General features: G+C 60.0%; 23 protein-coding genes, 1 tRNA gene and 1 riboswitch. Of the genes, 8 read left to right on the top strand and 16 right to left on the bottom strand.

What is annotated here, in order from left to right; all coding sequences use genetic code 11:
* Window positions 1-56 precede the first annotated feature (56 nt).
* The 6 genes from cobF to cbiE are packed head-to-tail and all read right to left on the bottom strand — an operon-like array spanning window position 57 to window position 5,182.
* Window positions 57-800, bottom strand: a complete 744-nt coding sequence (gene cobF, locus ACR0AI_RS05785; RefSeq protein ID WP_480672296.1) for a precorrin-6A synthase (deacetylating) — start codon at window positions 798-800, stop codon at window positions 57-59.
* Complete coding sequence (cobA, locus tag ACR0AI_RS05780; protein ID WP_480672294.1) at window positions 793-1,521, bottom strand: uroporphyrinogen-III C-methyltransferase; 729 nt, start codon at window positions 1,519-1,521, stop codon at window positions 793-795. The genes cobF and cobA overlap by 8 nt, the downstream gene beginning before the upstream one ends.
* On the bottom strand, window positions 1,518-2,840 hold the full coding sequence (locus ACR0AI_RS05775; RefSeq protein ID WP_480672383.1) for a cobyrinic acid a,c-diamide synthase CobB: 1,323 nt from the start codon (window positions 2,838-2,840) through the stop codon (window positions 1,518-1,520). The genes cobA and ACR0AI_RS05775 overlap by 4 nt, the downstream gene beginning before the upstream one ends.
* On the bottom strand, window positions 2,827-3,621 hold the full coding sequence (gene cobM / locus ACR0AI_RS05770) for a precorrin-4 C(11)-methyltransferase (RefSeq protein WP_480672292.1): 795 nt from the start codon (window positions 3,619-3,621) through the stop codon (window positions 2,827-2,829). The genes ACR0AI_RS05775 and cobM overlap by 14 nt, the downstream gene beginning before the upstream one ends.
* Entirely contained in the window at window positions 3,618-3,986 is a 369-nt protein-coding gene (locus ACR0AI_RS05765) for a cobalamin biosynthesis protein (protein ID WP_480672290.1), read from the bottom strand. Before ACR0AI_RS05765 ends, cobM begins: the two co-directional genes overlap by 4 nt.
* Entirely contained in the window at window positions 3,983-5,182 is a 1,200-nt protein-coding gene (gene cbiE, locus ACR0AI_RS05760) for a precorrin-6y C5,15-methyltransferase (decarboxylating) subunit CbiE (protein WP_480672288.1), read from the bottom strand. Before cbiE ends, ACR0AI_RS05765 begins: the two co-directional genes overlap by 4 nt.
* Here cbiE and ACR0AI_RS05755 point away from each other — a divergent pair.
* Window positions 5,181-5,945, top strand: coding sequence for a cobalt-precorrin-6A reductase (locus tag ACR0AI_RS05755; protein WP_480672286.1), 765 nt, complete (start codon window positions 5,181-5,183; stop codon window positions 5,943-5,945). The two genes, cbiE and ACR0AI_RS05755, sit on opposite strands and share 2 nt — an antisense overlap.
* Here the strand turns inward: ACR0AI_RS05755 and cobJ are convergent.
* From cobJ to ACR0AI_RS05720, 7 genes are read right to left on the bottom strand one after another with little or no spacing between them, the layout of a single operon-like run.
* On the bottom strand, window positions 5,918-6,670 hold the full coding sequence (cobJ, locus tag ACR0AI_RS05750) for a precorrin-3B C(17)-methyltransferase (protein WP_480672284.1): 753 nt from the start codon (window positions 6,668-6,670) through the stop codon (window positions 5,918-5,920). The genes ACR0AI_RS05755 and cobJ overlap by 28 nt on opposite strands.
* Entirely contained in the window at window positions 6,667-7,395 is a 729-nt protein-coding gene (cobI, locus tag ACR0AI_RS05745) for a precorrin-2 C(20)-methyltransferase (protein ID WP_480672282.1), read from the bottom strand. The genes cobJ and cobI overlap by 4 nt, the downstream gene beginning before the upstream one ends.
* Window positions 7,392-8,021, bottom strand: coding sequence for a precorrin-8X methylmutase (locus ACR0AI_RS05740; protein WP_480672280.1), 630 nt, complete (start codon window positions 8,019-8,021; stop codon window positions 7,392-7,394). The genes cobI and ACR0AI_RS05740 overlap by 4 nt, the downstream gene beginning before the upstream one ends.
* A complete protein-coding gene (cobG, locus tag ACR0AI_RS05735) occupies window positions 8,021-9,160 on the bottom strand; it encodes a precorrin-3B synthase (protein ID WP_480672278.1) in 1,140 nt (379 codons plus the stop codon). The genes ACR0AI_RS05740 and cobG overlap by 1 nt, the downstream gene beginning before the upstream one ends.
* Window positions 9,157-12,450: a cobaltochelatase subunit CobN gene (cobN, locus tag ACR0AI_RS05730; RefSeq protein WP_480672276.1), complete on the bottom strand. Its 3,294-nt coding sequence runs from the start codon at window positions 12,448-12,450 to the stop codon at window positions 9,157-9,159. Before cobN ends, cobG begins: the two co-directional genes overlap by 4 nt.
* A 5-nt stretch (window positions 12,451-12,455) precedes the next feature.
* Complete coding sequence (gene cobW, locus ACR0AI_RS05725) at window positions 12,456-13,511, bottom strand: cobalamin biosynthesis protein CobW (protein ID WP_480672274.1); 1,056 nt, start codon at window positions 13,509-13,511, stop codon at window positions 12,456-12,458.
* On the bottom strand, window positions 13,508-13,888 hold the full coding sequence (locus tag ACR0AI_RS05720; RefSeq protein WP_170666380.1) for a DUF1636 domain-containing protein: 381 nt from the start codon (window positions 13,886-13,888) through the stop codon (window positions 13,508-13,510). The genes cobW and ACR0AI_RS05720 overlap by 4 nt, the downstream gene beginning before the upstream one ends.
* Window positions 13,889-13,971: 83 nt before the next feature.
* Window positions 13,972-14,175, bottom strand: a riboswitch (cobalamin riboswitch).
* 26 nt (window positions 14,176-14,201) lie between these two features.
* On the opposite strand from ACR0AI_RS05720, the gene ACR0AI_RS05715 reads away from it, so the two are divergent.
* Together ACR0AI_RS05715 and ACR0AI_RS05710 are read left to right on the top strand one after the other, a co-directional pair.
* Window positions 14,202-15,272 (top strand): NAD(P)-dependent oxidoreductase, encoded by a 1,071-nt coding sequence (locus ACR0AI_RS05715; protein ID WP_480672272.1) that lies wholly within the window; start codon window positions 14,202-14,204, stop codon window positions 15,270-15,272.
* 248 nt (window positions 15,273-15,520) lie between these two features.
* Window positions 15,521-15,682 (top strand): hypothetical protein, encoded by a 162-nt coding sequence (locus tag ACR0AI_RS05710; RefSeq protein WP_480672270.1) that lies wholly within the window; start codon window positions 15,521-15,523, stop codon window positions 15,680-15,682.
* A 412-nt stretch (window positions 15,683-16,094) separates the two neighbouring features.
* Here ACR0AI_RS05710 and ACR0AI_RS05705 read toward each other — a convergent pair whose 3' ends face one another.
* Window positions 16,095-16,802, bottom strand: coding sequence for a hypothetical protein (locus ACR0AI_RS05705; RefSeq protein ID WP_480672268.1), 708 nt, complete (start codon window positions 16,800-16,802; stop codon window positions 16,095-16,097).
* 475 nt (window positions 16,803-17,277) lie between these two features.
* On the opposite strand from ACR0AI_RS05705, the gene ACR0AI_RS05700 reads away from it, so the two are divergent.
* The gene (locus ACR0AI_RS05700; RefSeq protein ID WP_480672266.1) at window positions 17,278-17,640 is read left to right on the top strand and encodes a hypothetical protein; all 363 of its coding nucleotides are present in this window, start codon (window positions 17,278-17,280) and stop codon (window positions 17,638-17,640) included.
* A gap of 76 nt (window positions 17,641-17,716) precedes the next feature.
* Complete coding sequence (locus tag ACR0AI_RS05695; RefSeq protein ID WP_480701272.1) at window positions 17,717-18,208, top strand: HNH endonuclease family protein; 492 nt, start codon at window positions 17,717-17,719, stop codon at window positions 18,206-18,208.
* Between the two features lie 462 nt (window positions 18,209-18,670).
* On the opposite strand, the gene ACR0AI_RS05690 is transcribed toward ACR0AI_RS05695, so the two are convergent.
* Window positions 18,671-19,474, bottom strand: a complete 804-nt coding sequence (locus ACR0AI_RS05690; RefSeq protein WP_480672262.1) for a tyrosine-type recombinase/integrase — start codon at window positions 19,472-19,474, stop codon at window positions 18,671-18,673.
* Between the two features lie 83 nt (window positions 19,475-19,557).
* Window positions 19,558-19,631 (bottom strand) — tRNA-Cys (locus tag ACR0AI_RS05685).
* A 221-nt stretch (window positions 19,632-19,852) separates the two neighbouring features.
* Here ACR0AI_RS05685 and ACR0AI_RS05680 point away from each other — a divergent pair.
* The 3 genes from ACR0AI_RS05680 to ACR0AI_RS05670 all read left to right on the top strand — a co-directional run bounded on the left by ACR0AI_RS05680 (window position 19,853) and on the right by ACR0AI_RS05670 (window position 22,861).
* Entirely contained in the window at window positions 19,853-20,506 is a 654-nt protein-coding gene (locus ACR0AI_RS05680) for a protein-L-isoaspartate O-methyltransferase family protein (RefSeq protein WP_480672260.1), read from the top strand.
* A 94-nt stretch (window positions 20,507-20,600) separates the two neighbouring features.
* A complete protein-coding gene (locus ACR0AI_RS05675; RefSeq protein ID WP_170465821.1) occupies window positions 20,601-22,019 on the top strand; it encodes a TolC family outer membrane protein in 1,419 nt (472 codons plus the stop codon).
* 86 nt (window positions 22,020-22,105) lie between these two features.
* Window positions 22,106-22,861, top strand: a complete 756-nt coding sequence (locus ACR0AI_RS05670; RefSeq protein WP_480672258.1) for a hypothetical protein — start codon at window positions 22,106-22,108, stop codon at window positions 22,859-22,861.

The raw sequence follows: 22,861 nt of genomic DNA, 5'->3' as shown, positions 1-22,861 counted from the left end.
GTACCCAACTAGAGCAGGTTTCGCCCATCGCTGCATTCACATTTTCGTATGAGTCTTCAGGGTGACCGCTTTTGCAGCAGGTAGATATCCATGATCCAACCATGATCGGCGCGTGCCTGCGCACGGGTGGTCAATATAGTCTCGGCCACCGCATCCAGCGGGCCGTGGATCAGGATCTCTTCCTTCATGCCGACATAAGCGCCCCACCAGATATCGAACGCCTCCATGTCCAGAGCCTGGAACGAACACTCGCCGTCCAGCATCACGGCAACCTTGGTGGCGTCCGAGGGCCAGCCTTCGTCGCGGATGCGTCGGCCAGTGGTCACCACATAGGGCGCGCCGATGTCGTTGATGGGAATGGCATGGGCGGCTGTCAGCGCTTGTAGCGCGGTGATCCCCGGAATCACGCGTTTACGCGGCTGCGGGTCCAGCCGCGCTGCAATGCGAAGCGAGCTGTCATAAAGCGAGGGATCCCCCCAGATCAACAGGGCGATCTTCGAGGCCTCAGGATGCGCCGCCATCGCCTCTTGCCAGCGCAGGGCAATAGCATCATGCCACTCGTCGACACCTTGCAGATATCCGTCGTCGGATCGGCGCTTGGGGATGTCAAAATATGCGATCTGCGGAGGGGTCTCAGTGACCTTGGCTATGATCTCCTCCCGCAGCCCGGCCAGATCGGCCTTGTTTTCACCCTTGTGCGGGATCAGGATCAGATCCGCCTCGCGGATTGCCTGCGCGCCTTGCAGGGTTACGTGGTCGGGATTTCCGGTGCCGATGCCGATCAGGGACAGTTCATACATCCTCGAACTCCGCCAATGGACCGTATAGGATAAGGGCAGGGGCCGTTCCGATCTCGGATTTCAGCGTGTCGGCCAGCGCGCCAATGGTCGAACGGTGCAGCTTTTGATCTGGCGTGGAAACAGACTCCGCCATCAGGGCGGGCGTATTCAGCGGCAGGCCGTTGGCGTGCAGGTCCTCGACCAGCAGCGGAAAGGTCCGTTTGCCCATGAAAACAACGGTGGTCGCCGCAGCATCCGCCAATGCGGTCAGGTTCAGATCGGGGGGCAGCTGCCCGCTGACATCGTGGCCAGTGACGAACTGTACCCGCCGGGCCGTCAACCTGCGGGTCAACGGAATACCGGCAGCTGCTGCGGCTGCGATGGCAGAGGGGACGCCTGGAATGATCTCATAATCGATCCCGGCAGCACGCAGGGCGACGATTTCTTCCTCAAGCCGTCCGAACATGCCGCCATCGCCAGATTTCAGCCGCACGACACGCTGTCCGGTCTGCGCGTATTCCACGAGCAGGCGGCTGACATGATCCTGTTTGGGCGAGGGCCGTCCGGCGCGTTTGCCGACGCCCACAAGATCAGCATCGGGTTGCGCGTGGCTCAGAATGGGCCCGCTGCTCAGATCGTCGAACAGAACGGCGTCGGCCTTCTGCATCCGGTCCACGGCCTTCAGGGTCAGCAATTCCGGGTCTCCCGGACCGGACCCGATGAATGACACAAACCCACTCATGCCGAGGCCTCAGCGATGAGGTGAAAGAACGTACCGGTGACATTGCCACGGCGCGATCCGGTCTGCGGGCCTTCATCCCCTTCAGCATCGAACACACGCGCCAGCGGGGCATCAGGCTGTTCGATGATCGAGGAATAGTGGAACTCATGCCCCCGCAGCGATGCGCCCTGCGCAAACCCTGGCATCGGAGTCAGCAGTTCGGCTCGGCGATACCCCAGATTGAATTTGCGTTTCTGGTACGAGGTCTGCAGCCCCAGCAATCCAGCCATCTGGTGCGGTACGCCCTCTTTGTCGATCAGAACCTCACCAAGGGCCATGTAGCCACCGCATTCCCCATGCACCGGCTTGGTTTCTGCGTGTTTCCGCAAACCGGTCAGGAACGTGTCCGCGGCGGCCAGAGTGCCTGCGTGCAGCTCCGGATACCCACCCGGCAACCAAACCAGATCGGCATCATCTGCGGGGGCTTCATTGGCCAATGGCGAAAACGGCAGGATCTCGGCCCCCGCCGCGCGCCATCCCTCCAACAGATGCGGATAGGTGAACGAAAACGCTGCATCCCGGGCCAGCGCGATTCGTTGCGCCGGAGGCCGCGGCAGCGCGGCTGACGATGGCCCTTTGGGGCCTGAGGAAACCGCTAGTTTGATTGCCTCAAGGTCCACATGCTCCCGCAGGAATGCCGCATAACCCACAATGGCACTTTCCAGATCGGGATGCTCAACCGCTTGGATCAACCCCAGATGACGTTCCGGCAGAGTCAGGTCTCCGCGACGGGGCAATACGCCCAGAACCGGCAGGCCTGCCCGTTCCATACCCAACCGTGTCAACCGCTCATGCCGAGGGCTGGCGCAGCGGTTCACGATCACTCCGGCAAAGGGCAGATCGGGGTTGTACATCTTGAACCCCAGCGCGGTCGCCGCTGCCGATTGGGCCTGACCGCCCACGTCCAAAACCAATACAACGGGCCAGCCCATGCGTTGCGCGGTTTCGGCACTGGACCCGTGGCCCAGCTCGCCGGGTTTGGCGACGCCATCGAAAAGACCCATCGAGCCTTCGGCCACCACGATGTCCGCCCCTTCGGCCTGATCCGAGATCGCGCCAAGCAGCCCGTCGCCCATCGCCCAACTATCAAGGTTGAACGAAGCTCGCCTCGCCGCCGCGCGGTGGAAGGCCGGGTCGATATAGTCGGGGCCGCTCTTGAACGGCTGCACGGTGAGGCCATCCTCGGCCAGCGCCCGCAAAAGGCCCAGCATCACGGTGGTTTTGCCAGTCCCCGAAGAAGGGGCCGAGATCAGAATGCCCGGAGGGTTAGTCATCACCATGACTCCAGCTTGACCATGGGCTGTCTGCGCTCTGAGGGCGATAGCGGCGGTCATAGTCTTTCGAATACAGGCAGCTCTCGTCGAACCCTTCACCCGCTAGCGCAGGCCCAACCATGATCAGCGCGGTGCGCGAAATGCTCTCATCCAACGCATCTTTGAGGGTGGCCAGCGTCGCGCGGATGATCCGCTCATCCGGCCAGCTGGCCCGGTAGACGACCGCTACTGGGCAGTCCGCGCCATAAGCAGGGCTCAGATCGGCAATCACCTTGTCCAAGTTGCCGATCGACAAATGAATGGCCAGTGTCGCGCCGGTGCGGGCGAAGTTCTCCAGTGTTTCGCCTTCGGGCATTGAGGACGCACGGCCCGGGGTCCGCGTCAGGACCACCGATTGCGCCAGGCCGGGCAAGGTCAACTCAGTGCCCAAAGACGCCGCAGCCGCTGCGAATGAAGGTACGCCCGGGGTAACGCTGACGGGGATGCCCATCTCTTTCAGACGGCGGATTTGTTCACCCATTGCCGACCAGACCGACAGATCGCCCGAGTGCAGGCGTGCCACGTCTTGACCCGCCTGATGCGCCGCGTCGATCTCGGCCATGATCTGATCCAGATCCATCGGCGCGGTGTTGATGATCTTCGCGCCGTCGGGGCAGTGGCCCAGAATCTCTTCGGGCACCAGAGATCCCGCATAGAGGCAAACAGGGCAGGACGCGATGATATCGCGCCCGCGCAGGGTCAGCAGATCGGCGGCGCCCGGTCCGGCGCCAATGAAATGAACGGTCATGAGTGTCCTCCGATGGCTATGGCGCATGTCGCCAGCCGGTCGTCCGAGATATGTCTGGGTGAAAGAAGCCGCGCGCCAGTTCCGGCGGCGGCCAATGCGGATGCTTCGGCCACGCTGCCGGTGCCATAGGTGGCGCGGCTGCGGTTCGAGCATGTCAGGGTGCGTTGCCCGGCCAGATCGGCTGCGGCAACGAAATGCACGGGCAGGGCAAGGCCTTCTGCGAAACTGGCCAGAGCCAGGTGGCCCTCTTTGTCGGCAACGGTTGCCAAGGCTTGAACGTCATGATCAGCGGCAGCGGCGTTATAAGCCGCGCGCAGGCTGTCCACTGTTGCGCTTGATGAAAAGCCAAGGCCAGCGACGATCATAACGTCACACTCCATTGCACGACCGGATAGGCTGATTTCCACCCACGCCGAGGGCCGAGAGGTGCCGATTGCGCAAGCTCAATCCGCAATAGATCTCCGCCCAACTCTTCGTGCCAGCGGGCCAGCAGCGCTTCGCTTTCCAAAGTAACGGCGTTGGCGACCAAGCGGGCGCCTGATGGAAGGGCATCGCGCAGCCACGCCAAGAGATCGGCGCTGAGACCGCCTCCGATGAAAACTACATCAGGTAAAGGCAGACCTGACAGCGCATCTGGCGCCGTGCCGTGCACAACGTTCAGGCGGTCTTGCCCCAACGCATCTGCATTGCGCCGGATGCGTTCGGCGCGATCTACGCGGGGTTCGATGGTTGTAGCCGTCAAGGTCGGATCACACATCAGCCATTCAATGCTGATCGAGCCCGTGCCACCACCGATATCCCACAGATGCTCACCGCGTTGCGGGGCCAGCGCCGACAGGGTGAGCGCTCGGATCGGGCGTTTGGTGATCTGGCCGTCGGTCTCGAAAATCTCGTCGGGCTTGCCCGAGGCTTTGGGGAAAACGCGCCCTTCGCCCGCAACCTCCAGCCCGACGCAGACCGGGTGATCGAACGTGCCCAGAAGCGCTTCGGTCAATGAGACCGAGCGCGCGCGTTCACGCGGGCCGCCCAATGCCTCCATCACGTGCAACTGGGTATCGGCGAACCCGGTCTCAGTCAGATAGGTCGCAAGCTCTGCAACGGCAGCACCATTGCGCAACAGGATGATCGCCCGCAGCCCCGGAGACAGGTGCGGTCGCAAACGCGTCAGAGGAGCGGCGTGCAGGCCAAAGGTCTGGGTGCCCTCTAACGGCCAGCCCAAACGCGCGGCGGCCAGCGAAAAGGTCGATTGGCCGGGCCGCGCGGTCCACTCGGCAGCCTCGAAATTGCGTGCAATCACCGAGCCCGCACCGAACCAGAAGGGATCGCCCGAGGCCAGAACCACCGTCGCACGACCCCGAAGCCCGGTCAGAATCGGCAGACCGTCGGAGAAAGGCACCGGCCATTCGATCCGCTCAGCCCCTGTTTCGGGCACCAGTGACAGGTGGCGAGGCGGGCCCATGATGACCTCGGCCCGATGCAGCACTTGACGGTTTGCGGGCGACAGGCCATCAAGCCCATCTTCACCCAGGCCCAGAACGGTCAACCACGGAGTATCAGACATGACCCACCTCCTGATCCCCAATGTGCTTATTCTGGGCGGCACGACCGAGGCGAACGCTCTGGCCAAAGCCGTTTCCGAACAGGGGCTTGCGGCGACCTATTCCTACGCAGGACGGGTTGAGAAACCGCGCCCGCAACCCTTGCCGGTTCGGGTCGGCGGGTTTGGCGGCGTGCAGGGGCTGGTTGCTTACATCCGCGACAACGGGATCAGCCATGTGATCGACGCGACCCATCCCTTCGCCTCGCAGATGAGCCGAAACGCGATTGAGGCCTGCCGTGAGGCGCAAACGCCATTGGCCGCGCTGACGCGACCTGCATGGCGCGCGCAACCCGGCGATGACTGGCGACACGTTCCCGATATCCCCGCCGCAGTTGATGCGTTGAACGTCGAGGCGCAACGCGTTTTCCTTGCCGTTGGCCGGATGCATCTTGAGGAGTTCGCGGTCCAGCCCCAGCATCACTATCTGCTGCGTCTTGTTGATGCGCCCGATGAGTTGCCCTTGCCGAATGCCGACGTGGTTGTCGCCCGCGGGCCGTTTGCCGAGGCCGATGACCGCGCGTTGATGCAGAGGCACGAGACGCAGTTGGTTGTGTCCAAGAACGCAGGCGGCACCGGCGCGCGGGCCAAGCTGGACGCGGCGCGGGCGCTTGGCCTGCCGGTGCTGATGATCGACCGTCCGATCCTGCCAGAGCGGACCGAGCTGTCGACGATTGCACAGGTTCTGGACTGGTTGGCTCATTCCGGTGTGAACCTCGGCGTGTAGACGATGGGCGCGCCGTCGCGCTCGATCACGCGGGTGCGCGATGATCCGACAATAACCACCGTCTGCATATCGGCCATCTCGGGCGTGGCCTCGGCCAGAGTGGAAATCCGGATCGCTTCGTCCTCGCGCGACACGGCGCGCGCGAACAGGATTAGACGTTCAGGCTCACATTCCTCGCGCAGGATTTCCAGCGTTTTAACAAACCCTTCTGGCCGCGACTTCGAGCGCGGATTGTAAAAGGCCATCGAGAAGTCCGCCTGCGCCGCCAGACGCAGCCGCTTTTCGATCAGGGACCAGGGCTTGAGGTTGTCACTAAGATTGATGGCGCAGAAATCATGCCCCATAGGCGCACCGGCAAGAGCAGACGCGGCGAGCATCGCAGTGATCCCCGGCAGCACATCAATCTGAATGTTGCGCCATTCGGCGGGGCCGTTCTCCAGCGCCTCAAACACCGCAGCGGCCATCGCAAAGACACCCGGATCACCCGAGGACACAACAACCACGCGTTTCCCCTCGGCCGCCATCTGCAACGCATGTTGCGAGCGATCGATCTCAACCCGGTTGTCACTGGCGTGCAGCGTCAGGCCGGGGCGTTCGGCCACGCGCGCGACATAGGGGATGTAGCCGACCACATCGGTCGCCTCGGCCAGTGCAGCGGAGACTTCGGGCGTGACCAGGTCTTCATTTCCCGGCCCGAGGCCCGCGATCTTGACCCAGCCGCTCATGGCCGTCGCCCCTGACCGTGTACCAGAATGATCGAGAAATAGGGGGTGATCCCCTCACAATTCTCGGACAATTTGCAGACCCGCTGGTTTGGCATTTGTGCGTATTCCACGATCCACGCCCGGTCATACATCCCGGCGGTCTTGAGCGCGCGTTTGACTTTGTCGATATTGCGCCCGATCTTCATCACGACCAGCGCATCGGTCTGTGCCATGCGTTCGGCCAGAACCTCCTCGGGTAGGGTGGCGGCCAGAACGGTCAGGATATCGTCGCCCCAGGTGATCGGATCGCCTGTTGCTGTCCAGGCGCCGGACATGCCGGTGATGGCCGGGACGACCTCGACGAGGGCGATATCGCGCAAACGGGTGTAGAGATGCATGAACGAGCCGTAGAAAAACGGGTCACCTTCACACAGGACAACGACGTCTTCGCCCTTCTCAGCAAGGGCTTTCAGATGGTGCGCGCAGTCCTCATAGAACGCGGCCAACAACTCATTGTAGCGCGGATCGTTCAGAGGGATCTCGGTTGTGACGGGGTATTCCATCGGGAACTCCACCACACCTTCCGGGATCATACCATTGACGATTTTACGTGCCTGACCACTGCGGCCCGGCTTGCGGAAAAACGCCACGTGGCGGGCATTGCGCAGCAGGCGGTCGGCCCGCACGCTCATCAGGTCGGGGTAACCGGGGCCGAGACCGACGCCATATATCTTGCCCGCGCTCATTCGGCGCGGCTCGCGATGGCGTTGATGGCGGCGACTGTGATGGCGCTGCCACCGAGACGGCCTTTGACAATGCAGGACGGCACCGGCTGTGCCTCCCACAGGGCGTCCTTGGATTCGACCGCGCCGACAAAGCCCACGGGGCAACCGATGATGGCGGCGGGGCGTGGGCAGTCAGGGTCTTCCAGCATGTTCAGCAGGTGAAACAGAGCCGTCGGCGCATTGCCGATAGCGACCACAGCGCCCTCAAGATGCGGGCGCCACAGCTCAAGCGCTGCGGCCGAGCGTGTGTTGTTCATCTCAGCGGCTAAGGGGCGCACGCGCTCGTCATGCAGGGTGCAGATCACCTCATTCTCGGCGGGCAGGCGGAACCGGGTCACGCCTTCGCTGACCATACGTGCGTCACACAGGATCGGTGCGCCGTTTTCCAGCGCGGTGCGTGCGGCGCTGACGAAACCGGGCGAGAAATGTACGAATTCTTCCAGCCCGACCATGCCAGCCGAGTGGATCATCCGAACGGCGACCTGCTCTTCATCGGCGTCGAACCGGGCCAGATCGGCCTCGGACCGGATGGTTGCAAAGCTCTCCTTGTAGATCGCCGCGCCGTCGGTTTCGTAAGTGTAGGGCATCAGGTGAAGTCCATCGTCATCAGTGTTGCGGGGGTCAGCCCGCGCAGGATTGGCTCATCCCCCGCGCGGCCCTGTTTGACAAGATCAAATCGTTCGTTCTGGCCGACTAAAGTCACATCCGCGGGACTCATCCGAGCGCACCCTTTGGAACAGCCCGAGACATGAAGGGTGCCGGGCACACGCGGGGCCAACGCACGGGCAATATCGCGGGTTTCCGCTTGCGCCTGCGGGCAGAACGGAGCGCCGGGGCAGGCGTCAGTGGTCATAAGCGGGTCGGTGCCGTCCGTGACAAAACCCGGTGCGGGTATCGCCGCCCCGCCTTCAAGCAGGATCAGTCGCCAAGGGGTGACACGCAGGGCAGAGGCGCCGCTGACGCGGATCAGCGCGTGCAACTCATTTGCGGGCAATTGCCCTAAGGCCGCTCCGTAGAGGTTGCCCAGATCGCAAGCGCCTGGTTGTAACGACGCGCCAATTGGTCCGGGGTCGCGGCCCTGCCATTCCGCAGGCAGACCAAAAGCCGCCACGGCCCGGGCCATGCGGCGGGTGTCTGGTGTGAAGACCTCGGCAAACCATGTGGCCAGAGCAATCAGGTGATCAATGGCCTCCGCCTCGGAGACGACACGTCCGGTCTGCGCCCCATCTGCGCGAAGGATCAGACGTTCGGCGGAACGCTCCAACCGGATATCGGCCGAATCCGCCGCCAGCAGGCGCGCCGGTCCTGTATCGATGGCAAAGCCGAATTTGGCCGGCAGCGCGGGCAACTCGTTCAGGCGGTCGATCAATTCCTGCGCTAGCCGCGCGGTCAGGTCACCCGACCGGTAAAGCGGTGAGACCAGAATGTTGCGCCGGACCTCAATACCCGGCTCCGTGTCCAACAGCCCAAGCGCGGACAGCTCGGACAGCAATGCTTGGTGATCACCTTCCTTTACGCCACGCAACTGCAGGTTTGCGCGGTTGGTCAGGTCGATTGTGCCATTGCCAAACTGCTGGGCCAGTTCACACAGACCAAGCGCTTGTGGTGCGGTCAGCCGAGCCAGCCGAGGGCGCACGCGCACCACCAGCCCATCCCCAGACATCATCGGTCGGTGGGCGCCGGGGCACCAACCTTGGACGACTGGTTTTGGGCTGGGCGCGCTCATCCCAGCCCCTCCAGATCCGCCCGGATTGAGTTGCGCCGGGTGTTCCACAACCCGGCATCCAGCAGTGCGCGGAACCGGTCCTGCATCGCCTGATGGGCCTGCGGATTGGCCTGCTGCAGGAAGGCATCCACGTATTCATCGCCCAGTGTGGCATCGTGGTAGAGGTCGAACAGATGCGGCGCAACGGAACCCGACAGATGCGCAAACGAGGCCATGTGATCCAAAGTCGCCGCGATCTCGGCCGCGCCACGGAAGCCATGCCGCTGCATCCCGGCGATCCAGTCCGGATTGGCAGCGCGGGCGTGGACGACGCGGCTGATTTCTTCCGGAAGGGTGCGGGCGCGCGGGTTTTCGGGATTGGTATTGTCCAGATGATACAGCTGCGCGGTCCCACCCGTGGCCTTCTTGGCGGCGGCAAAACCTGCCTCGTGCGTGGCGTAGTCATTGGCCAGCAGAAGGTCTGTTTCGGTCAGGTCCTGCAGGTGAACAAAACTGTCGGCATGCGCCACGCGTTGGGTGATGCCCGCTTTGTCTTGAACGATATTCTCTCCCTCCAGCGCGAAGGAGCTGGCCTCAAGCCACGCCTCACCTGCCTGCGCGCGCGCCTCGTCGGTATAGATCTCGGACAGTTGGGTCATGTTGACGCCATAGCTGCCGGGCGCGGGGCCGAAGACGCGGGCCGACGGGGCCTGACCGGCATAGGGGTTCCAGTCGGTCGCCTCATCTCGCGCGGCCAACGCGCGGATAGCCTGACCGTAAAGCGCCGAGAGGGTCGGGAAGACGTCCCGGAACAGGCCCGACACACGCAGCGTCACGTCCAAGCGCGGGCGGCTGAGATCAGTGATCGGCAGCACCTCGATCCCCGAGACCCTTTCGGAGCCTTTGTCCCAGACCGGTTTCACGCCCAGTAGGTGCAGCGCCATGGCGAATTCCTCGCCTGCAGTGCGCATGGTGGCCGAGCCCCATAGGTCGACGATCAGCCCCTTGGGATAGTCGCCTTCTTCCTGAAGGTGACGGCGGACCAGTTCCTCGGCCAGTTTGACGCCTTGGGTGTAGGCCGCCCGCGTGGGCACCGAGCGGGGGTCGGTGGTATAGAGGTTCCGCCCGGTCGGCAGAACATCCGAGCGACCGCGATAGGGGGAGCCGGACGGCCCGGCCTCAATCCGTTTCCCGGCCAGCGCGTCGATCAGAGCGCTGCGTTCCGCATGGGCCGAAGGCGCGGAGTCGAAAGTGCCGGACACCTCCGGTGCACGGCCATAGATATGCAGCCCGTCGCCGAACTGGCTTTCCTTGATGTCACAGACAAAGCGGTCGATGCGGGTAATCGCCTCGGCGGTGCAGGTGGCCTGATCGAGGCCCAAATCGCTCTCCAACCCGATGGCCTGCGCCTCGTCGCGGATATCTTCCTGAAGGCGGTCGCGGCGTTTGGGATCCAGTCCGTCCGCATTCGAGAACTCATCCAGCAGCGATTCCAGACGCACCATGCGATCCGGGGTGCCGCTTTCCTTCATCGGGGGCGGGATATGGCCCAGCGTGACAGCCCCGATCCGACGCTTGGCCTGCGCGGCCTCGCCCGGGTCATTGACTATGAAAGGGTAGATCACTGGCAAGTCGCGGATCAGCGCCTCGGGCCAGCAATTCGCCGACAGAGCAACGGACTTGCCCGGAAGCCATTCCAGAGTGCCATGCGCGCCGATATGGATCAAAGCGTCTGCGCCCAGCCCCTTGCGCAGCCACAGATAGAAGGCGACGTAGCTGTGACGCGGGGTGCGAGACAGGTCGTGATAGTCGTCATCGCGCAGTTCGGGTGTGCCGCGTTCGGGCTGTAGAGCAACGAGCGCGTTGCCTCGGCGCAGGGCGGAGAAGTGGAACGCGCCTTCAGTAAAATCCGGGTCGTCTTCGGGCTTGCCCCAAACGGTTTGGAGATCGGCGCGCAGTTGCTCGGGCAAGTCAGCTAGGGCTGCCTTGTAATCTTCCAGAGGCCACGAAATGCGCGCGTCCAGCAGGGTTTCCGCAATCGGCTCAGCCGGCGCGGTTCTGTAGCCCTCGGCCTGAAGATCGGTCAGCATCGCCTCGGCCGAGGCCAGTGCGTCGAGGCCCACCGCATGCGCCATTTGCCAGTCTTTGCCGGGATAGGTCGACAGCACCAGCGCGGGCACCTGATCCGCCTTGGGCTTGTCATGCAGGGTTAGCCAGCCGGTGACGCGGTCGATAATCGCTTCGATCCGCTCTTGCTCGGCCCGGTGGGCAAAGCGGGAATATTCCAGATGCGGATCACGCTTGCCCGGTTCCTTGAACGAGGCGATGCCCGCCGAAATGCGTCCGTCGACTTCGGGCAACACCACATGCATGGCGAGATCGGCGGGGGAAAGGCCGCGTTCCGCCTCGGCCCAAGCCTTGCGGCGGGATGTGGCGAGGGCCATCTGAAATACCGGCACGCCTGCTGCGTCGAGAGGGGACGTTCCCGATGCGCCTTTGCCCGAGAAAGAGGTGGCGTTGATGATCGCCGAAGGCTTCAAAGCGACGATGTTGTCACGCAGCCATTCAGCGGCAGCAGGTGCTTTGAGCGAGGGGGCAAAGAGGCCCACGGCCTGAAACCCGCGATCCCGCAAGCTGCGGATCACGGCGGCGACAGGGGCCGTATCCGCCGAGGTCAGATAGGCGCGATAGAAGGTGATGACGATACGTTTTGCGTCGCCCGCAAAGGCTGTATCAACTGGGATCACGCCGCGCACAGGGCACCACGCGCCGGATTCGGGCAGGGTCTTGGCCCCCATAACAGGGCCGGCGTAGAGCCCCGCCGCCAATGCCATCTGCGCCAAGGCGGCCTGTGCCGCGACTTCACCGCCGGTGTCGCAAAGATGTGCCAGACGGCGCAGGGTCGAGACGGGCAGGGTTGAATACTCATCCAGCCGCGTATCCTCACGCCCGTCGGCGGGAAGGACGGCCAACGCGATCCCCTTGGCCTGCGCCAGCGACAGAACTTGCTGCAACCCGTAGGCCCAGTAAGGCACGCCACCAATCAGGCGGATCAGAATGCCCTTGGCGCCCTCAAGCGTCTGTTCCACGTATGTGTCGACGGACAGAGGGTGTTTCAGCGCCGTCAGATTGGCCAGTCGCAGGGTCGGCATCCGCCCCTCTGGCCCGCCACCACGGTGCCAGCCTGCCGCGAAAGCGCCAAGGTCGCTGTCCGAGAAGGACAGCACCACCAAATCCGCCGGGCTCTGGCCCAGATCGGTTGGGGTTTCTGTTTCTTCTAACCCGTGGCTTTCGCGGAAGACGACGTGCATTGGTCTTACTCAGCGGCCTCGGTGACACCAGCGAGGATATCGCGGATTTCTGCTTCTCTGATGTCGTCATGTTCGGCGATCACCACCATACGCGAGCGGCGGTCTTCACCGGGCTCCCACGGACGGTCATACTGGTGACGCACACGAGCACCCACGGCCTGAACCAGCAGGCGCATAGGCTTGCCTTGAACGGCGGCATAGCCTTTTACGCGTAGGATGTTCAGTTCATTGGCCAGACGCTCGATCTTGGCGACCAGATCGGAAGGATCGGACTGTTCCGGCAGATCAACGATGATACTTTCGAAATCGTCGTGCTCGTGATCGTGGTGACCATCGTGATGCGACGGGCGAGCGTCCATGTCATCCTCGGCTGCGGCCTCAAGACCCAGAACGACGCGCACATCCACGGCGCCTTCGGCCACTTCGACAACGGGAAGCGGGCGAGGGGCCTCGGCGGCGATGATCTCTTTCGCTTTGGCCACGCCTTCGGGACCGGCCAGATCAGGCTTGGTCAGCAGGATGATGTCGGCGCAGGAAATCTGATCCTCAAACACCTCGGATAGGGGTGTTTCATGGTCGATCGAGTCGTCGGCCAGGCGCTGAGCGTCCACGGCTTCGACATTCGGAGCAAAGCGCCCATCTGCGACGGCCTCAGCATCGGCCAACGCGATGACGCCATCAACGGTGATTTTTGATCGGATATCGGGCCAGTCGAACGCCTTCAGCAGCGGCTTGGGCAGGGCGAGGCCCGAGGTTTCGATCAGGATGTGATCGGGGCGCGGCTCCAGCGCCATAAGGGCTTCGATGGTCGGGATGAAATCATCGGCCACAGTGCAGCAGATGCAGCCGTTCGCCAGTTCCATGATGTTTTCCGCCGGACAATCCGGGATCGCGCAGGATTTCAGGATATCGCCATCGACGCCGACATCGCCGAACTCATTGACCACCACGGCCAGACGCTTGCCCTGCGGGTTCTGCATCAGGTGCTTCACGAGCGTGGTTTTGCCCGAGCCCAAGAAGCCAGTGATCACGGTGACGGGGAGTTTTTCCAAGTTGCTCATTTCAGGGCTCCAATCGGGGGAATGCGGGCTGCGCAGTTTTTGCGGAAATGTTCGGGGCGTTCGCGCCATTTGACCAAGCCGTCCTCGGTCGCGAGGTACTTGGTGGCGCCGTCAACGATCACGTCGACATGGTCTGTTTCGTTCAGATGTTCATAAACGAAGGTCCAGCGATCCGGGCCGCCGCGCAGCACGATGGAGCAGCCCTCGTTGCAGTTCGACAAGCATTCCACGGCTTTAAGGGTAATCCCTTCCGGCAGGTCCGCCTGCTCAAGCGCCTTGTGCAATAGGGTGCCGGGGCGTTGCGCATCGTCTTCAACGGGCAGCCCGCGACGACAGGTGGTGCAAACCAGCAATTCGACCGGAGCGGTCTCGGTCATGTCTCTCATCCCCCCAAATCCTCATCGTGGGGGACGGGGTTTCATGCGGGTCCCTTGACCCGACACCGGAACACCCCGTCCGGTTTCATCTTCGGGCGCTGGCAGGTCTCCCGGCTTGCGGATGTCAGAGGCGTCCTCTGTCGGATGTCCCGCCTTCCCGGCTTTGCGCCAGTGGCTTGGGCACCCTCTCCGGTCACGGTCGCGGGGGCGGCTGCGTTTGGCGGAAAACCCGTTGACGCATTCCCTTTTCATCTGTTCTCACAGACACCAACACGAGGCTCATGCGGCACGCACCCGCAGCTTGTCAAGCGCGATGCAGCCCAGACCGCTGCGGCACGTTGAAAAGCGACCTGCCAGCGTCGCTAGGCGGCATGAACATGGCGCTGATGCATGGTCGCATGGCCTCAAATCGCAAACGGAGGCGAAATCCATGAAAGTAGGTTTTATCGGGCTTGGGAATGTGGGTGGCAAGCTGTCGGGGTCATTGCTGCGCAATGGAATCGATCTGACAGTTCATGACCTGAGTTCCGATCTGGTCGAGGCCTTTGTCGCGCAAGGCGCCAAAGCGGCTGAAAACCCGGCCCAGATGATGCGCGATTGCGATGCCGTGATCACCTGCCTACCGTCGCCTGCGGCCTCGGACGCGGTGATGCAAGAGATGCTGCCTGAGGTTGGCCCCGGTAAGATCTGGATGGAGATGTCCACCACCGACGAGGCTGAGGTCAAGCGGTTGGGGGCATTGGTTCTGGAGCGCGGAGGGGCCGCCGTCGATTGCCCTGTCTCGGGTGGCTGCCACCGCGCGGCGACCGGCAATATCTCGATCTTCGCTGGCTGCGATCGCGACACCTTCGAACGCATTCTGCCCTTCCTTACGACCATGGGGCGGCGCGTTCTGCACACCGGAAAGCTCGGCTCAGCCTCGGTTCTTAAGGTGCTGACCAACTATCTGGCCACAGCCAACCTGATCACTTGTGCTGAAGCGTTGGTTACCGCCAAGGCCGCCGGGATGGATTTGAACACCACCTATGAGGCCATTAAGATTTCGTCAGGAACCTCGTTCGTGCACGAAACCGAAAGCCAGGTGATCCTGAACGGCTCGCGCGATATTTCGTTTACGATGGATTTGGTGAAAAAGGATATCGGCCTGTTTCAGGACGTCGCCGACCGCGCCGGTGTTCCGCTGGAAATCAATCCGGTAATGATCAAGATTTTTGAAGACGGCATCGCCCGGTTTGGCGAGCGTGAGCTTTCGCCAAACATCATCAAACGCCTGGAAGAGGCCACGGGTTTGGACATCCGCGCACCGGGTTTTCCTACGGAAATGCAAGACGATGAGCCGGAAGAACCAGGGTACGAGGTTGTGCCTCAGGGGCGTTCCTCCTGAAAACTGATTTCCGGAGATGGTATTAAGAGGAAGGGGATGTGGAGGCGAGTACCGGAATCGAACCGGTGTACACAGATTTGCAATTTGCCGGATCTAACTGTTCACGGATCAAGGTCCGGATTTCTTCACGATAAATAGCTTCTACGTCCATAGTCTAACTCCTTATAGATAAACAACTATATCGGATTTTTCATTATTATAGTGTGAAAAGTTCTCATAACTTGTGGGTACCAAGTTAGGAGAATGAAATGGCCAGAGGATTAGATTCCACGGACCGTGTGACGGTTCCAATGAAGCCGGAAACTGAGCGTCAGATCGACACCGTTGCAAAGAGCAAGGGCGTGTCGCTGGCAACGATCAGTCGCTGGGCGATTGAGAAGTATCTCAAAGATGCGGAGAACGCCGCATGACGCCCGGTCGGATGAATTCGGATCAGCTATACCGCCCTAATGGAAGAACGCGAACTGACACTACTTGACAACGCGCTAAAGGATTGGGAACCGCAAAAATGAAAAGATGGTGGTTCGGTTCCATTTCATCATCCAGTGAAAGCACTCAGAGGAAGACTTTGTGGGGTTCTCCGGCCGTATTGGCACCATTGTTTTAAAGCCAAAGCAAAGAATACCGAGCAGAGGCCAATCTCAAGCAGTCTATGAACAGCGCGAGGGCAGTGAGTCTGGATACTAGGTAGGTATTGCCAGTACTCGCAGCGCAATGCTCCACTGACGGAAGCACTGCGCAGAGTCCGTTTTTTCAAAAACAGCTATCTGGACGTTCGTGATAGTCGGCGATGTCGCATTGCCTTACTCGACTTGATTGGGTTCAATCTCGAACTTCTAACTCCTTTATTTCTTTGCCGATCATACAACTCAGAACTTGGCGTGCGGGATCATAAATCGCGATAAGCTCTTTCTTGCTCTCTGCGAAGTCAAACCAACCTAGAGGTTGTCGGGTTTTTCCTCGGCGTTTCGAAGAATACTCTCCTAACAATACCGAACCGACGAATCGGCCGTTAATTGTAACGTCGTATGTGTCCTTTGGCTTCTCTTGAGTGTCTGTCACTGAAGCTGTAAGAGCATTCTCTGCATCCGTTTTTTCATAGCTACCAGATGCTGTGACACGATCATTTTCCTTGCTAACTGCAAGCGAGACGCCACCATCTATCCAAACGCGGCCAATTTCAGTAGGGCTGGGCTGCCAGATACAATGACCAACCGCTGAAAGAAATTGGCTTAGTTCAGGTGCCCCATCCAACTTTTTTGCTTTGTCTTCTTCTTCATCCAACGGAATCGAGTCGAGTCTCACTTGCGATTTCGCGACGTTCTTGTGAGCTTCTTGGTCATTTGCGCGTTGAAGCTCAATCTGAGCTTCCTTTAAGAAACCTGCCGACATGAGCATTTCGGCTAGATTGCTCATTGCCAACGTTTCGCCTTCGTCGGCAGCAGTTTGATAAGCAGATACCCAACGATCATAGGCCCACTCTCCGCTCAACTTACAGATGACGGTCTTGTGGTGGAGGTGATCTTCCACACGTTGCTTCGCAGCGTTTCCAGTATTTGTTCTTAGTCCCGGCCCGTCTATGCAATTCGGCCTCACTGGAACGCCTAAAAATTACGTTGGTGGCGACATCTCGAACATAGGCAATACATGCCACTGCGCGATGGTCAGGCGGGCTGTTGTCAAAGCTGGTGAACAATATCGCGGCTCTGATAAGAGTGGCCATCCTGAGTATTGCTGACCAACCCGGTGTCAGTGAAATGACCAGAATGCGTCCGATGATAGCTGCGAACATCATAGCGGGGTTCTCAAATTGGAGCAAAACGGTTTCCCAGACGCTTGTTCAGCAAACGAAATCTGATCACCATGTGAAATACATGGCGAGATTCGAATGTATTTGTTCAGCTAAGCCAAAAAACCGTTAACTCCCTACTTTTTTGGCAGAAATTCAAATGCAAGTATTTAGCATAGTTCTTATTTCCAGCTTGAAGGAAAGGAGAACTAAGCGATGAAGATCAAAAAGACAATTCCAGTATTTGCTGTGTGTGGGACTCTGCTCACAACCGCCTGCGCACAACAGCCGGGGGCAATCGCGCCTGTTTCCATGGGTGATACTTATGGCGATGTATCGTGTTCCCGCGCTGCAAATTTATACAAACAAGAAGCGGCAAAAGTTCCCACACTGGTGGCGGCGCAAAAAAACGCCGTAACTGGCGATGCTTTGGGCGTTTTTTTGATTGGCGTACCGGTCTCCAGCCTTTCAGGTGCCGATTTGGAAGGAGAGATTGCTGCGACAAAAGGTAAACTAATTGCTTTGGCAGGACGTCTAGAAGCATGTGGCACATCTCCCGCTGCCGTGGCGTGGGGTTAAGCCCCCCGTATCGCCGAAAGGCGCAAGCCGCAATATGAACCGCGCATCCCCAAGTGGTAGGTAGAAAAGGACTAAAATGTATATCTCTGAGATGCCTGAAGTTCTGCGCAGAGGACCGAGCAAAAACAAGTTCAAGAACATGTGCATGCTCAAACGCGAACGACATGATGTGTTTGGCGTAAAAGACGATTGCATGATCTGGCAGGGCTGGACCAATGAGAATGAAACCGCGCCCCGCCCGAAACTACTCTACCAAGGCCGCAAGGTTTCGGCGGTTCGTCTGGCATACAATATGTGCTGTGATCCTAATTTTCCGATTGATGGTGGGCAGGGGCATAAAAATGGGGTTGTGCGTCATCTGTGCGGAAATAGCCTTTGCATCAATCCCCATCATTTGATTGCAGGTTCTCAACGGAAAAACAAAGCTGATGATGCCCTGCTTGGTCTTTTCAAGGCTATGACGCGTGTGTTCGAAGACCTGTCTCTGTCTGAAGACTCTAAGGAAAAAGTGGGGGTACACCTTGAATCTGTCGTGGCCGAGTTGCGCAAAAAATATCGGGTTGCGTGATGGATGGCCGCAAATGCGCCAAATGTGCTGTGTCACTGGATGGCCATAACGCCCGGACCAAGTTGTGCAGCCTGAAGTGCCGAATGGCCCCACATGCGGGACCGACGACGGAAGCAAGGCCTCATAGCCGATGGCAAGTCGCGTGCGATTGGTATGGACCCAACCGAGTTTGACCGGCGCGTGATGGAAGGAGTTGAACGGCGTTTGTCTGTACTGCCGTGCGAACAGAAGCCTAGCGCGTGTCCGAAGTAGATGGACAAACTCTTGTGGGCGGCGGGGTATCTTATCGACGTCGATGATGAAACCAAATGGAACAGACTGCGCGAACCGGTAAAACTCGAAGCCGCTGAACTGCTGGGGGCCATATGCAGCAAGTCGGAAAGAATGACAAAAAGTCCGATCAAACTGGCAGACGACCGGGCCAATAAGTTTCGAATAACCCCATATGCTACGGTGAGTTTTTTAACCGTTAGCGAAAAGCAGCCCTTCCCAGAGGTTCATGATGTCCCGACGTTGTTTGAGGCGTCGAGACCGGTTGTACGTCCTCTGTACCCCTCTGGCGGTCGCTGCGGCCTGATGGTTCAAGATCCGGTCGACATCGTTTTCATCCGCGCCGTGTTCGCACAGATGCGTGGCGAAAGATCTGCGGATGTCCCGAAGCTGGAAGCGGGTGGTCGGAATGTATGCGTCAGCAAACCAGCGTTTTTTGACGTGCGCCGTGGTCTTGTAGTCCTGAAACCGATTTGGCTGCATAGCGGCCAGAACGAAAGCCCGACCAGCTAACGGGATGACATGGCTGGTACCGTTCTTGGACGACGGGATGACCATGCACTGGTCGCGCACCAGAGCGGGGTTGAACTGCATCAGATCGCTTGGCCGTTGCCCGGTCAGGATCAGGAGTTGCAGGAACTGCGACCACGCCTTGCCCTGATAGTCTGCGACCCGGTACAGCATCCGAAGCTGATCCAGCGCGAGAACCACGTCACGCGGATTCTCCTTGGCCGTCAGGATCGTCGGCACCAGCGATGTCCAGTCATTGGCCCGACCGTACCGCCAGAAGTGCGAGATGGCCGCGATGTACCGATTCCTTGTGGACGTCTTCCACCGACTCAGTGCGGTCGACAGGTCGGAATTTGTGATGGTGTGCATCTCGGAACATGAGTTTGATTCAAGTACCCGTTCCAACTGCGTCAGGCGTTCGTCGCCGTGCTTCAGTGAGTCGAGATGGTCGGTCTTGTAGCGCGTCAGCGCGTGCTTGATCAGCATAGGCGTTCCCCTAAAATCCGTGAACATGCCCTGCTGACAACCGTCAGGGTCGATTTGTGCAGCCGTGGCAACGGCTTGCAGTTTGGAGGCGAGTACCGGAATCGAACCGGTGTACACGGATTTGCAATCCGCTGCGTCACCACTCCGCCAACTCGCCTTTTCAAGTAAAATCAAATACTTGACGTGGTGTGGTGGGCGTTTTAGCAGCTTTCATCGGGGGCGTCCAGAGGATTGGCGCCGATTTTGGGTAGCAAATCAATATTTGTGGGCGGCCGGTTTAAACGGATCGTGAACAAGGCTTGCGGCATCTGGGCCGTTGTCGAGACAGGTCGAGTGTGGCACAAGCCAAATACCCAAGGGATTGAAAAGAGAGATCAGATGTCAGATTTCGCAGCCCGGCGCCGCACCATGGTTGATACGCAGGTACGACCCTCGGATGTGACCAAGTTTCCAATCATCGACGCGATGTTGTCCGTTCCGCGTGAAAGCTTTGTACCGACCGCGCAGCGCGAAGCGGCCTATGTCGAAGGGTTGATCGATTTGGGCAACAACCGCTGCATCCTTGAGCCGCGCACTCTAGCCAAGATGTTGGATACGCTGAATATCTCGAATGACGAAATGGTCCTCGATATCGCGTCGGCCTATGGGTATTCGACCGCCGTTGCCGCGCGGATGGCGCAGCTGGTAGTGGGCGTCGAATCCGACGAGCACCTTGCCTCTGAGGCGCAAAGCGTGCTGACCGAAGAAAACGTCGACAATGCCATCATTCATTTTGGACCTCTGGAAGAGGGAGCGGCTGAGCATGGCCCTTACGACGTGATTATGATACAAGGCGGTGTAGAGCAGGTGCCCGACACGGTACTGGACCAATTGAAGGATCAGGGCCGGATCGCCTGTCTGTTTGTGGATGGGCAACTGGGTACGGTTCGCATCGGTCGCAAGGCCGGTGGTGTGGTCAGTTGGCGGGATGCCTTCAACGCCAGTGCGCTGGTTTTGGACGGTTTTTCCCAAGAGTGTGCATTTTCGCTATAGTCCGCTGACTGTTGTTTCCACCACCTTGATTAGTTGAACATAAAGACGCAAACTGCCGGAGAGGCAGCGTAATTTCGATTTGAGAGGATTTGGTATGCGTGGAAAGACAGCGGGAAAGCTGGTCAAAGCGCTTGCAGTGACTGCGGCCATTGCCCTGAGTACTGTTCCCGGACGGGCCGTCTGGGCTGACAATCTGACAGATGCGTTCATCGGAGCGTATAACACCAGCGGTCTGCTGGAACAGAACCGAGCCCTGTTGCGGGCAGCGGATGAAGACGTAGCAATTGCACTTTCCGCGCTGCGCCCGATCATCAACTGGACGGTTCAGGTCAGTCAGGATTACACGAGAACAAGAACTGACTCCGTCAGAACAAGCACCGACCCGTCGCGATTCTTCTCGGGTCTGACGCTCAGCCAGCTTTTGTATGATGGCGGGGCATCGGTGCTGGGCAAGCAGTCGGCACAGGAAACGGTTCTGTCGACGCGCCAGTCGCTGATCGATATCGAGCAGCAAGTTCTTTTCCGGGCCGCAACCGCGTATCTGAGCGTCCTGCTGCAAGAAGAAACAGTTCAGATTCGGCAAAACAACGTCGATCTGTCGAGCGAGGAACTTCGGGCCTCGAACGACCGCTTCGAAGTGGGTGAAGTCACGCGTACCGACGTGGCTCTTTCCGAGGCGCAGCTGGCCAGTTCACGCGCGGATCTTGCGGATGCCAGAGGGGATCTCAGCACCGCTCAGGCCGAGTATGTTAATGCGGTCGGCAAACTGCCAGGGCGTACGGCTGGGCAGCCGGGGCTTCCGAATCTCCCACGCTCGCAATCCGAGGCAATCAGCCTCGCGCAGCGTAATCACCCGGCGATTCTATCGGCCCAGCACCAGGTGCGGGCACTGGATTTGATCGTGCAGCAACAACGCGCCAACCTAGGGCCCAATGTCAGCCTGAACGCGGATGCGGGTGTGACGCAGCGATATGACAATGATGATTACATCAACGACGCCACTGTTTCGCTGAACTTCAACCAGCCGATCTATGCGGGTGGTCGTCTTGCGGCCAACGTGCGTCGCGCGATGGCAACCCGGGACTCTTCGCGGGCCAATCTGCTGAATGTGCAGAAGAACATCACTCAGGGCGTGACAGACGCCTTTGTGCGGTTTCAGACGGCCACGGCCAGCCTGACGGCCTCGACCGAGCGGGTTCGCGCCTCGCAAGTGGCCTTTGACGGGATTCGCGAAGAGGCAACGCTGGGCGCGCGGACCACGCTGGACGTGCTGACCGCTCAGCAGGATCTTCTGGATGCGCAATTGGCCGAGGTCGCCTCGCGCACCGAACGGTCTTTGGCAGCATACCAGCTGCTGCAGGCGCAAGGTCTTCTAACGGCTGAACGTCTGGGGCTTGCGGTGCAGATCTATGACCCGACGCTGTATTACAACCTGGTCAAAAAGGCTCCGGCGCAGGTCAGCAAGCAAAGCAAGGATCTAGATCGCGTTCTCAAAGCGTTGCGGCGGGACTGATCTATACTACTGGTTGTGACGCCCGACGTGTTTGGCTACACTTGGTCTCAAGAATAGAGCGGTAGAGAACAATGTCGGATAGCGTCATGACCTCAGGTATCGAGGATGTACTGTCGTCGGTAAAACGACTGGTGAGCGAAGACGGTCGCAAAGTGTCGGATGCCGATACTGCGACCGCTCCACGCAAGCCGGGCCGATTGGTCTTGACGGACGCGCTGCGCGTTGGTGACGCGCCAAAATCCGAACCCCTAAAACTGGAACCCAAATACAGTCCCGAGGATTCGGCAAAGCCGATGCTCCTGCGGGCCTGCGATATTGTTCAGCCGGGCGAAGCAGCCAATCACGATGGTGCTGAGGAGGTCGGTGACGAGACCACGTCGGAAAACCTATCTGGCAGCCTGAGTGCCAAGATTGAAGCCCTTGAGGCCGCCATCGCGCGAACCGAGGACCAATGGGAGCCGGACGGAGACAGCGACGACGCGTATTCCGGCACGCCCTCGAAGGCGCTTCACTGGATACCTGCGCCCACCTTTGAAGAAGAGGATGCCGAGGATGTGGATGCGCCCTCAGGCGAGGCGGATGCTGCGACAGAAGAACCGGCGACATTCGTTCGGCATGGGGACACTCCTAAAGCAGACCCAGTGGAAGACGACGCGTCTGAGGAAACGATCGAGGACGAGATCGGGTTGTCAGCGTCCGAGGAAGAAGCTCTGCGTGAGATGATCGCCGAGGTTGTCCGGTCCGAGCTTCAGGGCGCGTTAGGGGAACGCATCACCCGCAATGTCCGCAAGATGGTTCGGCGTGAGATTCACCGCGCGCTGACCGCCAAAGAGCTGGAATAG

Source organism: Ruegeria sp. BG3, assembly GCF_056538485.1.
Note: the sequence above shows the minus strand (reverse complement) of the source record. Positions and strands in the feature narration are given on the sequence as shown.